This window comes from Deltaproteobacteria bacterium (assembly GCA_005879795.1).
Classification (GTDB): domain Bacteria; phylum Desulfobacterota; class Binatia; order DP-6; family DP-6; genus DP-6.
On sequence record VBKJ01000062.1, the window covers coordinates 1 to 11,556 of the forward strand.

General features: G+C 72.9%; 10 protein-coding genes. 4 read left to right on the forward strand and 6 right to left on the reverse strand.

Annotation, left to right across the window (positions count from 1 at the left end):
• Positions 1–831 (reverse strand): glycoside hydrolase family 15 protein (locus E6J59_03265; GenBank protein ID TMB22708.1); only part of this gene is annotated, 831 nt, incomplete at its 3' end.
• 790 nt (positions 832–1,621) lie between these two features.
• Between E6J59_03265 and E6J59_03270 the strand changes: the two genes are divergently transcribed.
• The gene (locus E6J59_03270) at positions 1,622–3,886 is read left to right on the forward strand and encodes a hypothetical protein (protein ID TMB22709.1); all 2,265 of its coding nucleotides are present in this window, start codon (positions 1,622–1,624) and stop codon (positions 3,884–3,886) included.
• Positions 3,887–3,977: 91 nt separating this feature from the next.
• On the opposite strand, the gene E6J59_03275 is transcribed toward E6J59_03270, so the two are convergent.
• Together E6J59_03275 and E6J59_03280 are read right to left on the reverse strand one after the other, a co-directional pair.
• Positions 3,978–5,315 (reverse strand): sigma-54-dependent Fis family transcriptional regulator, encoded by a 1,338-nt coding sequence (locus tag E6J59_03275; GenBank protein TMB22710.1) that lies wholly within the window; start codon positions 5,313–5,315, stop codon positions 3,978–3,980.
• Entirely contained in the window at positions 5,312–6,253 is a 942-nt protein-coding gene (locus E6J59_03280) for a hypothetical protein (GenBank protein TMB22711.1), read from the reverse strand. The genes E6J59_03275 and E6J59_03280 overlap by 4 nt, the downstream gene beginning before the upstream one ends.
• A gap of 177 nt (positions 6,254–6,430) precedes the next feature.
• Here E6J59_03280 and E6J59_03285 point away from each other — a divergent pair, with 177 nt between their 5' ends.
• Positions 6,431–7,312 carry an alpha/beta fold hydrolase gene (locus E6J59_03285; GenBank protein TMB22712.1) on the forward strand — a complete coding sequence of 294 codons (882 nt, stop codon included), beginning with the start codon at positions 6,431–6,433 and terminating at the stop codon, positions 7,310–7,312.
• Positions 7,309–7,635 carry a DUF2834 domain-containing protein gene (locus E6J59_03290; GenBank protein ID TMB22713.1) on the forward strand — a complete coding sequence of 109 codons (327 nt, stop codon included), beginning with the start codon at positions 7,309–7,311 and terminating at the stop codon, positions 7,633–7,635. Before E6J59_03285 ends, E6J59_03290 begins: the two co-directional genes overlap by 4 nt.
• Positions 7,636–7,757: 122 nt before the next feature.
• Here E6J59_03290 and E6J59_03295 read toward each other — a convergent pair whose 3' ends face one another.
• The 3 genes from E6J59_03295 to E6J59_03305 all read right to left on the reverse strand — a co-directional run bounded on the left by E6J59_03295 (position 7,758) and on the right by E6J59_03305 (position 10,031).
• Complete coding sequence (locus E6J59_03295; GenBank protein ID TMB22717.1) at positions 7,758–8,762, reverse strand: agmatine deiminase family protein; 1,005 nt, start codon at positions 8,760–8,762, stop codon at positions 7,758–7,760.
• 42 nt (positions 8,763–8,804) lie between these two features.
• Positions 8,805–9,689: a carbon-nitrogen hydrolase gene (locus E6J59_03300; protein TMB22714.1), complete on the reverse strand. Its 885-nt coding sequence runs from the start codon at positions 9,687–9,689 to the stop codon at positions 8,805–8,807.
• A gap of 81 nt (positions 9,690–9,770) precedes the next feature.
• Complete coding sequence (locus E6J59_03305; protein ID TMB22715.1) at positions 9,771–10,031, reverse strand: antitoxin; 261 nt, start codon at positions 10,029–10,031, stop codon at positions 9,771–9,773.
• 145 nt (positions 10,032–10,176) lie between these two features.
• On the opposite strand from E6J59_03305, the gene E6J59_03310 reads away from it, so the two are divergent.
• A complete protein-coding gene (locus tag E6J59_03310) occupies positions 10,177–11,340 on the forward strand; it encodes a hypothetical protein (GenBank protein TMB22716.1) in 1,164 nt (387 codons plus the stop codon).
• Positions 11,341–11,556 lie beyond the last annotated feature (216 nt).

Sequence of the window (11,556 nt, forward strand, 5' to 3'; positions counted from 1 at the left end):
CGTGAAGGAGGCGTCGCGGATCCAGGTGTAGCGATAGTCCCAGTTCCGCTGGCCGCCGACCTCCTCGGGAAGCCCGAAGGTGGGGGACGCGACGATGGAGCCGTGCGGCCGCGAGGTGAGGAGCTTGAGGGTCAGCGCGGAGCGGTTGACCATCTCACGCCAGCGCCCCTGGTAGGAGGAGCGACCGAGCCACCGGCGCCAGAAGTTGACGGTGCGCTTGAACGCGTCCGCGACGTAGTCGGGCGCGGCGCTGGGGGAGTCCTCTCCGGGCCGTATCTGCTCGAGCACGAACGAGGCCGACTCGTCCGCGCGCAGGGTGAACTCGGCGACCGCGGCGCCGGCCTCGATGCGCAGCGGCACCGACGCGCGGAGATGGAGCGCGATCGGATGGTTGCCCGACGCGACGAAGCGCACGCCGTCGGGCGTGTGCTCGGCAGCGGGGCTCTCGCGCGCGTAGTCGACGCGAGGCTGGCAGAGCATGCGAAAGCGCACCTCGCCCCGCACGGTCTTGGCGCGCCGGACCACGTTGTGCTCGCCTTCCGCGTCCTCGACGGGCATGAAGTCCGACACCTCGGCGATGCCGGTGGTCGCGAGAAAGCGCGTCAGGAGCACGCAGGTGCCCGGCAGATAGAGCTGCCTCTGCCGCGCCCCATCGAGCAGGGGTGCGAGCTGAAAGCGGCCGCCGCGGCGGTGATCGAGCAGGGCGGCGAAGACGGAGGGCGAGTCGAACTCCGGCAGGCACATGAAGTCGATCGATCCGTTCATGCCGACCAGAGCGACCGTGCACAGATCGCCGATGACCCCGTAGTTCTCTATCGGCTGATAGCTCATGCGACGAAAGGATATCGTCGCGTGGGCCCCGGTCTGTCAACGGCCCTCAGTGCGCGTGATGGTCGAGGAAGAAGGTGATCCTTACCCGCGGGGAGCACCCGGCGCCCCGGGCGCTGCGGCCACCTCCCACCCGCGGGTGCCGATCGGGAAGGAGGTCGCGTGGCGGATCCTGGACGACCGTCCACTCGACTGGACCCCTGTCCCCGCGCCTCGTGAACCAATTCCACACCGCCGGGCGCGCGAGCGGTGGCATCGCCCTTGCTGCCGGTCGGAGCATGGGAACGATCATGCTGGTGAGAACGATCCAATGCATCGTCGCGGTGACGGTCATCGGAGCCGCTACTGGCGTCACCCTCACCTCGCCGGCACGGGCTTCGTGCGTCGCCACCGCGCTTCGGAAACAGGCCCTGCTCGCCGACTGCATGGCCGGCTGCGCGCGCCGGGCGAGATGCAGCCGCGAGGGAAGGGCCTTCGATCGGGCCCCTTGCGAGGAGCGATGCCAGAGCAACTACGCTGCCGCCGTGCGGGGGATGCCCTGCGACCCGAACGTGCGCTGCGTGCCCTTGCCGATCCTTCCGGTCGGGCTCGACGCTCAGGGTCGAGACCCCGTCCCCCCGTGAAGAGCGGCGCGTCCCTGCGTTCGCGCGGGCGGCAGCTGCAGGTCACGCGCTGACGGCGGAGCGCCTCCCCCATCGTTCGCGCGCTTCTTCACCTGCGGCCGTCGGGCGCATGCCCTCTACCGGTGTTGAGCCGGGGGCCGCGCTCGGGGCAAGCTCGGTGCACTTGGGCCATGGTGCGCGCACGGGAGCGGATGGCGACGCGCCCGAGAGCAGTTGCGGCGATCGTCCTCGCACCCGTCCTCGTCGCGGCGGCCGCTAACGGGCAGCTCCGCGCGGGGGTCGGGGTGACGGACATCACGCCGGCTTCGGGCGGGGAGTTCTTCGGCTACGTGCGGCCCGACATCCGGGCCGACGGCGTGGCTCTCCGCCTCACGGCCCGCGCGCTCGTGCTCGACGACGGCACCCACAAGCTCGCGCTCGTCACCGCCGACCTCCAGGGGCCCGAGCAGACCGACTTCCGCTCGCCCACGGCGAAGGACTCCCTCGTCTCGCGCCTCGGGAGCCGCGGCTTCACGCACGACAACCTCCTATTCGCCGGCACACACACGCACGCAGGACCAACGGAGTACCCGGACTTCCTCCTCGAGCAGGTGGCGCGGGCGGTGCGCGCAGCCGACGACGCGCGGGCGCCGGCCCGCGGCGCATGGTCGACCGCCACCCTGGAGGACGCGAGCGGCAACCGCTCGATCGAAGCCCACCTCGCCGACCACGGCTTCGACCTCCCGCGCGGCGAGGGCAGCACCGGGCTTGACCCGCTCGGGCGTCCGCACACGATCGCGCCGCTGCTGAGCCTCCTGCGGATCGACCGCGACACGTCCGATGGCCCGAAGCCACTGGCGGCCTGGGTCCACTTCTCCGCGCACGCGACGAACTTCATCCCCGCCAACACGACGTGGTCGTCCGACTGGCCGGGCGTGGCGGTCCGCCGCTTCGCGGCGTCGCTCGGCGTCGAGGCCCCGCTCGCGATCGTGAGCAACGGCACCGAGGGCGACCAGAGCCCCGCCTTCGCCGGCCCGAACCAGAACACGGCGGCTGACGAGGAGGGCCAGCGCGTCGCGCGCGCGATGCGGGCGGCGTGGGACGCCGCCGCCGGCCAGCTCTCCGCGGCGCTGCCCCTCGACGCGCGGTGGACCAAGATCTGCTTTTGTGGGCAGGTGATCGCGCCCGGGCAGCAGGTGAGCCCGGAGCCGCTCTACGGGCTTGCCTTCATCGGTGGTGCGGAGGACGGGCCGTCGATCTTCTACCAGTTCGGGACCGAGGGTCAGCGGCGCCCGGCCGAGGAGGCGGACCCGATCCAGGGGCGCAAGATCATCGTTGGCCCCGCGCCGTACACGACGACGCCCGAGGTGCAGGTGCTGCGCGTCGGCGACCGGCTCCTCCTCAGCGTGCCGGGCGAGCCGACCGCCGAGATGGGGCGCCGCGCGCGGGCCGCCGGCCTGGCTGCCGCCCCGGCCGGGGTGGCCGACGCGCTCGTTGTCGGCCTCGCGAACAACTACACGGGCTACTACACGACCCCCGAGGAGTACGACCAGCAGCACTACGAGGGCGGGCACACGGTCTTCGGCCTGTGGTCGGGGAACCTGATCGTGCAGACGCACACGGCTCTGACCTCCGCCATGGCGGCTGGCACCCTCGCGCCTCCTCCGGCGGCAGCGCCGCCCGAGGGGACCACGGATCCCGGCACGCCACCCAGCGGCGACGGCGGCGTCGCGGGGACGCTCGACGCGGGGCCGTCCCCGCCCGTCGAGCGCATGTGGACCTTCGAGATCGTCTGGCACGGCGGCCTCCGTGGCCAGGATCGCCCGGTGGGAGCGCCGTTCCTCGTGCTCGAGCGCCAGCAGGCGGACGGGTCGTGGACGCTCGTGGATTCCGACCTCGGCTTTGCCTTCGTGTGGCGGGAGACGGGGGGCGAGTACCATGCACGCTACGACGTGGCGCGCGACTTCGCCCTCGGCACCTACCGCGTGCGCATCGTGAGCGCGCGGTACACGCTCACCACCGCGCCCTTCGACGTTCTCCCCTCGAGCGGCCTTCGCGTGCGTGGCTTCACGGCGGCGCGCATCGCCGGCGGTCGGACCCGACTCGACTTCGTCGCCCAGAACCCGCCGCCCGACCCCGGGCGCGACATTCTGTCTCGCCCGAAGAGTCCGGAGGGGGGCGTGCTCCGCTTCCGGCTCCGCCAGGGATCCCGGCTGCGCCCGGGCGTTCTCGCGGCGCTGTGGGACCCGCTGCGGGGGACCTGGAGCGTGACGCTGCCGGGCGACCAGACCGCCGCCAGCGTACACCTCGAGCCGGGCGCTCTGACCGACGGGCTCGACAACACTTCAGGCAGCCAGCCGACCGTCGAGTTCGCAGCGGGGCAGGTCGCGCCCCTCGACTGGCCCCCGGACATCGGCCCCGGCGGCGGGCCGCCACCGGGCCCAGGCGGTCTCTAGTTCCATCGCGCGCGCCCGGCCCGGCGCGGAAGTACAACCTGGTCGCGGTCCTCTGGTCGGCGCGATGGCGGGTCGGTGACGTCGCAGGGTCTCAGAGGCCGAGCCGCTTCATCATCCGATACAGCGTCGTCCGGTCGATGCCGAGCAGGCGCGCCGCCTCGGCGCGCTGGCCGCCCACGGCGTCGAGCGCGGCGCGGATGCGCGCGGCGGCGGCGCGGTCGAGCACGTCTTGCAGTGTCCCGTCCGCACCCGGCGCGGGCGCGGACCGCTCCTCGAGCAGCAGGTCCTCCGGCGCGATCGTGTTGCCCCGCGCGAGCACGACCGCGCGCTCGACGGCGTTCTCCAGCTCGCGCACGTTCCCGGGCCAGTCGTGCGCGGCCAGCACCTCCTCGGCCTCGGGCGAGAACGCGAGCCGCCGGCCCGCCTCGGCGGCATGGTGGGCGAGGAAGTGACGGGCGAGCGGCACGACATCTTCGCGTCGCGCCCGCAGCGGCAGGAGCTGGATCGGGATCACGTTCAGGCGGAAGTAGAGGTCCTCGCGGAAGCGGCCGGCCGCGATCTCGTCGCGCAGGACGCGGTTGGTCGCCGCGACGACGCGCACGTCGACCGCGCGCGCCGCGCCGCCGCCGACGCGCAGGACCTCGCCCTCCTGCAGCACGCGCAGGAGCTTCACCTGGATGTCGGGCGCGATCTCGGCGATCTCGTCGAGGAAGAGCGTGCCGCCGTGGGCGCGCTCGAAGCAGCCGGCGCGCGCCGCGATGGCGCCCGTGAACGCGCCCTTCTCGTGGCCGAAGAGCTCGCTCTCGAGGACGCCCTCGGCGAAGGCCTTCACGTTGACGGCGACGAACGGGCGGCCGACGCGGTCGCTCCAGTAGTGGAGCAGGCGGGCAACGAGCTCCTTGCCCGTGCCGCTCTCGCCCTGGATCAGCACCGTGGCGCGGCTCGGCGCCACGCGGCGGACGAGCGCCAGGAGCTCGCGGCTCCCCGAGCTCTCGGCGACCACCGCCTCGGGCGCGTAGCGGCTGGCCACCTCCTGGCGGAGCCAGCGGTTCTCGCGCTCGAGGCGGGTCAGCTCGAGCGCCCGCCCGACCGTGGCGCGCAGCTCGTCGTTGTCGAACGGCTTGGTCACGTAGTCGAAGGCGCCCTCGCGCATGGCCGCGACCGCGGAGGGGACGGTGCCGTGCGCGGTGACGAGGATCACGGGCAGGCCCGGCCGGCGCGCGTGCAGCCGGCGGAGAAGCTCGATGCCGTCCATGTGGGGCATCTTCCAATCCGTCACCACCACGTCGGCGCCGTGCTCCTCGAGGGCCGCGAGCGCCGCCTCGCCGCCTGCGCACGTCTCGCACTGGTGCCCGGCGCGGCGCAGCGCCGCAGCGATCACCTCCGCCATGCGCGCCTCGTCGTCGACGATGAGGACGCGCGCGCTCATGCCGCGGCCGGGAGGCGCAGCGTGAAGCGCGCCCCGCCGCCCGTCCGCTCGCCGACCTCGATCCGCCCGCCGTGCGCCTCGACGATCTGGCGCGCGACGGCGAGGCCCAGGCCCGTCCCGCGCGGGCGCGTGGTGAAGAAAGGCTCGAAGATGCGGGCGCGCAGCTCGGGCGGCACGCCGGGGCCGGAGTCGGCGACTGCGATCTCGACCGCGCCGTCGGCCGCCGCGGCCGCGAGCGCCACCTCGCCGCCGCTCGGCGCCGCCTCGGCCGCGTTGGCGAGGAGCCCGAGGAGCACCTGGCAGATGAGATCGCCGTCGGCGCGCACCTCGGGCAGCAGCGGGGGCTCGTCGCGCCGCACGCGCAGCGCCTTGCCGTCGAGTTCCTCGCGCACGAGGAGAAGCGCGCGGTCGAAGAGCTCGTGCACCGACACGGGCCGCGCCTCGACGCGCAGCGGGCGCGCGAAGGCGAGGAGCGAGTCGACGACGTTCCCCAGGCGGTCGATCTCGGCCGTGATGAAGGAGTAGGCCCGGCGCGATTCCTCGTCGTCGCGGGGCAGCGACTCGGCGAGGCCCTGCGCTGCCGAGCGGATGACGGCGAGCGGGCTCCGCACCTCGTGCGCCACGGCGGCGGCGAGCTGACCGAGCGCGGCGAGCTTCTCGGTCTGGGCGAGGCGGGCGCGGGTGGCGGCGATCGCCTCGGTCTGCGCGCGGATCACCTCGGCCTGGCGGCGGTCGCGACGGCGCCCCTCGACGACGTAGCCGGCGAGGAAGCCAAGGAGGGCGAACGAGGAGCCGAACCATACGCCCACCAGCAGCGGGCTGACGTCATGGCCGTTCATCTCGAAGCGCACGCCGAGGGCGGAGATCGTCAGCGTGTCGAGCACCGCCAGGACGATCCCGGCGGCGGCTCCCCACCAGCGTGCCCGCACGAGCTTCATGTCCGGCGCCCTCGCAAGTCCCGGGCCGGATCGTTACGCACTCCGGAGCCCCATGGCAACGCCGGCCGATGGGGCGCGGGCGCAACGGGCGTGGCGACGGCGCCACACCGCGCGGTGCCCGCGGCTCGCCGGGGCGTGCGGCGCGCCCTGGCACGATCCGTGGAGCGTCACGCCGGCATGGACGCCGAGACCTTTCACGCACGCCGCCGCTTCGCCGAGACGCCATCCGGCCGCATCGCCTACGTCGAGCAGGGGAGGGGGCCGGCCGCGGTCTTCCTGCACGGGGTGCCGCTCAACGGCTTCCACTGGCGGCACGTCATCGACGCGGTCAGCGACATCCACCGCTGCATTGCGCTCGACCTGATGGGCCTCGGCTACACCGAGATCGCGCCCGACCAGGACGTCTCGTTCACCGCGCAGGCCCGCATGCTGGCCGAGCTCTGCGACGCGCTCGACCTGGGTCCGATCGACCTGGTCGGCAACGACAGCGGCGGCGGGATCGCGCAGCTCTTCGCCGCCCGGCACCCCGAACGGCTCCGCACGCTGACGCTCACCAACTGCGACACGCACGACAACTGGCCGCCGGAGGCGGTCAGGCCGATCATCGAGGCGGCCCGCAGCGGGGCGCTCATCGACGCCGCGCGCCTGATGCTCGCGGACCCGGGCTTCGCGCGCTCCCCCGCCGGCCTGGGCGTGGCCTACGCGGACCCGTCGGCCCCGACCGACGAGGCGGTGCGCGTGTACCTGGAGCCGCTGCTCGCCACGCCCGAGCGGATCGAGAGCATGCGGCGCTACTGGCTCTCGTTCGACTGCGCGCAGACGGTGGCGATCGAGCCGGCGCTCCGCCGGCTGCGGGTGCCGACGCTCGTCGTGTGGGCGCTCGCCGACGTGTTCTTCGACGTGCGCTGGGCGCACTGGCTCGGCGCGACGATCCCCGGCGTGACGCGCGTGGTCGAGGTGCCCGAGGCGAAGCTCTTCTTCCCCGAGGATCGGCCCGAGGCGCTGGTCGGGCCGCTCCGCGAGCTGTGGACCAACCCATCGCCAAGGAGGGAGTCATGAACGGAAAGCAGCTGGGATTGTCGCTCGTGCTTCTGGCGTTCGGCGGCTTCGAGGCCTGGGGCGTATACCAGGTGGGCTACGCCGGGGTCTTCGAGCAGGCGCTCGGCACGACCGGCGCTCTGCTCGGGTTCGTCGACCTGACCATCGCGCTCGGCCTGGTGACGCTCTGGATGTGGCAGGATGCGCGCGAGCGGGGCATCGAGTTCGTGCCCTACGTGATCCTCACCCTCACGCTCGGCAGCGTCGGGCCGCTCTGCTACCTGATCCGGCGCGAGAGCACGGCGCCGGCCCGGGCCCTCGGCGCGGCGGCACGGGCGAGCTGAGCTCGAGACAGGAGCGCCGTCCGATCCGCACGGTCTGGCTCCCGGCGACCTTACTCACGCGGGACCGCGGGCTGCCGCGCGTTTCGGGGATCAAGGCGCGCGTCGCGGTGCTGTAGCGCCCCTCACGCCGGCTCCTGCTGCGTCATGCAGTGGAGCGAGCCGAGCCCGAGCACCAGGTCGCCGGCATGGATGCCGACCACGCGCCGGCCGGGGAAGAGCTCGGCGAGCGTCTCGAGCGCCTGCCGGTCGCGCGGGTCGTTGAAGGTCGGGACCAGCACGGCCGCGTTCCCGACGAAGAAGTTCGCGTAGCTGGCCGGCAGGCGCTCGCCGTCGAAGAGGACGGGCGCGGGCATGGGCAGCTCCACGACCCGGAGCGGCGCCGCATCCTGGTCGGTCATGCGCGCCAGGCGCTCGCGGTTCTCGCGCAGCGGGTCGTAGTTCGGGTCGGTGGGGTCCTCTTCGCTCGCGACCACGACCGTGCGCGGGTCGACGAAGCGCGCGAGGTCGTCGACGTGGCCGTGGGTGTCGTCGCCCACGATGCCGCCGCCGAGCCAGAGGACCTTGCGCACGCCGAGGTAGTCGTGCAGCGCGCGCTCCAGCTCGGCGCGCTCCACCCCCGGGTTCCGCGCCTGCACCGGCGAGAGCAGGCACTCCTCGGTGGTGAGGAGCGTGCCGCGCCCGTTCACGTCGATGCTCCCACCCTCGAGGACGAGCCCCGGCTTCCACTGCCGGCGCCGGAGGAGCTTCGCCAGCCGGTCGGGGACGGCGGCGTCGCGCTTCCAGTTCGGGTACTTCGCCCAGCCGTTGAACTTCCAGTTGGTGAGCGCAACGTCGCCGTCGTTGCGCCGCACGAAGAGAGGGCAGAAGTCGCGCGTCCACGAGCGGTCGGTCGGCACGCGGAAGAAGTCGACGCGGCGCACGTCGACACCGCTGCGGGCCAGCACGCGCCGGGCGCTCCGCTCGCTCACCGCGTCGCCGACGAGGATGCGCACGCGCTCGCCCGGGACCAGGTGGCGCACGACCTCGGCGTACACCCACGGGATGGCGGCGAACTTGCCCGGCCAGTCGCTCCGCTCGTGGGGCCAGGCGAGCCAGGTGGCCGCATGCGGCTCCCACTCCGCCGGCATGCGGTAGCCGAGAGCGGCCGGCGTCGTCACCAGGACTCTGCCCTAGTCGAGCAGGCGCCGGGTGATCGCCGCGTAGGCGTCGATGCGGCGGTCGCGGAGGAAGGGCCAGTTACGCCGCACCTCCTCCTGGTGGGCGAGGTCGCACTCGACGATGAGGAGGTCCTCGGCGGTGCGCGAGGCTTCGGCGAGCACCACGCCGAAGGGATCGCTCACGAACGACGCGCCCCAGAACTCGAGGCCGCCGTCGGCCGGGCCCTCGTGCCCGACGCGGTTCACGGCCGCCACGTAGACGCCGTTGGCGATCGCGTGCGCGCGCTGCATGGTCTGCCAGGCGGACACCTGCGCCTCGCCGTGGTCGGCCTTCTCGCGCGGGTGCCAGCCGATGGCGGTCGGGTAGAAGAGGACGTCGGCGCCGGCCAGCGCGGTCAGGCGGGCCGCCTCCGGGTACCACTGGTCCCAGCACACGAGCGTGCCGATCCGCCCGGCGGCCGTGTCGAAGGCGCGGAAGCCGAGGTCGCCGGGCGTGAAGTAGAACTTCTCGTAGTAGAGCGGATCGTCCGGGATGTGCATCTTGCGGTAGAGGCCGCGCACGCTGCCGTCGGCGTCGAGCACGACCGCCGTGTTGTGGTAGACGCCCGCCGCGCGGCGCTCGAAGACCGATGCGATCACGACGGCGCGCGACTCCTGCGCCACCCGGCCGAGCGCGTCGGTCGTCGGGCCCGGCACCGGCTCGGCCAGGTCGAAGCCGGCGTGGTCCTCGCGCTGGCAGAAGTACTGCGAGCGGAACAGCTCCGGGAGACAGACGACCTGCGCGCCCTGGCGCGCGGCCTCCCGCACGCGCAGGGTCGCCGTCTCGAGGTTCGCGGCGGGATCGGGCGCGCAGCGCATCTGCACGAGACCGATGCGGAACTTCCGGGGTGCGGGCACGGCGCGAGGGTGCCGGTCCGGTCCCCGGCTGTCAATGCACCGGCGATGCTCTCCGGGACCAGGACCTCGAAGTCGGGCGGCTCACTCCGTGCCACGCTCGCGGCGCAGACGACGGCGGGTCTGCTCGACGGCGGCGCCCGTGAGGCGAGGTGTGGGGCTCTCGGGTACGGCGACCAGGAGCCGGCCTTGCCGGCGCAGGCGCACAGGCAGCGGTGCGGGCTCGATCTCCACCACGCCGTCCCGGCAGCGGATATCCACTCGCGTGCCGGGCGACAGCCTCGCTTGCTGACGGACGTCCTTCGGAACGACGACGCGAACAGCCGCGTCGATGGTCGTGATCATGGCATTTTCCATACCGCGATCGATACCGTCTCGCGAGCCATCGCGGCGCGATGCGCGGCGGGAGAAAGGCTCCCCTCCACCGCCGGGAGGGTGCTGGCGTTCGCCCGCTGCGCCCGGCTAGATTGGCCCGCCGGAGGTCGCGACGATGGATCTGTCCTACACCCCCGAGGAGGAAGCCTTCCGCACCCGCGTGCGCGCCTGGCTCGAGAAGAACGTCCCTGCGTCGGGGTCGCTCAAGACGCTCGACGACATGCGCGCCTGGCAGCGGAAGCTGCACGCCGCCGGCTTCCTCGGCGCCGCCTGGCCGAAGGAGTACGGCGGCGCGGGGCTCTCCGAGATGCAGCAGGCGATCCTCAACGAGGAGCTCGCCCGGGCGCGCGCGCCGCAGGTGGTGAACGCGATGGCGATCTGGTGGGTCGGCCCCGCCATCATCGGCTACGGCACGGACGCGCAGAAGAAGCGCTTCATCCCGCCCATCCTGACGGCGGACGAGATCTGGGCGACGGGTTACTCCGAGCCGACCTCGGGCTCCGACATGGCAGCCGCTCGGACGCGCGCCGTGCGCGACGGCGACGTCTACGTCGTCAACGGGCAGAAGATCTGGACCACCTACGCGCACATCTCGGACTGGTTCTTCGTGCTGGTGCGAACCTCGACGGATGGACCCAAGTGGGCGGGGCTGTCGCTGCTGCTGATGGACCTGCGCACCCCGGGCATCGAGATCCGGCCGATCAGGCAGATCGACGGCAGCGCGGAGTTCAACGAGGTGTTCATGACCGACGTGCGCGTGCCGGTGACGAATCTCCTCGGCCGGGAAGGGCAGGGCTGGGAGGTGGTGTCGAGCGCGCTCATCAACGAGCGCAGCGGCATCGCGGGGAGCGTGCGCTTCGACCTCGCGCTCGACTGGCTCGCCACCACGGCGCGCAGCCAGGGCAAGGAGAAGGACCTGCGCGTCCGCCAGCGCCTCGCGGAGCTGGCGACCAAGGCGGCGATCGTCCGCTACTCGGGGCTGCGCGCGCTGACCGACTCGCTGCGCGGGCGGATGAACCCGCACCTCTCGGCGGCGATGAAGCTCACCACGACGCAGCTCACCCAGGAGTTCTCGGAGACGGCGATGGAGGTCCTGGGTCCCTATGCGGCGCTCATGGACGACTCGCACGCGCCCTCGAACGGGCGCTGGGCGCGGCAGTACCTGGGCGACCGCTCGATGACGATCGCCGGCGGCACGAGCGAGGTGCAGCGGAACATCGTCGCGCAGCGCATCCTCGGCCTGCCGCGGGATCGGGGCGCCGCCGCCCCGAGGAGCTGAGCTCGATCGCCTGGCCGCCCGACCGGCCCGGATCGTCGACGAAGACTCCCGTCGCCGGCGACGGGGCAGCCGATCGAGGCGCTATCCAATCACCAGTGAGCTACCGCCACCCGCTGCCTCACCCTCGTCGGCGGAGAGGGCTCCCGCAAAAAGGTGAGAGGGGATGATGCGGTGCAGAAAATTGAGCGGCTGGAACATATCATCTGCGTTATATCA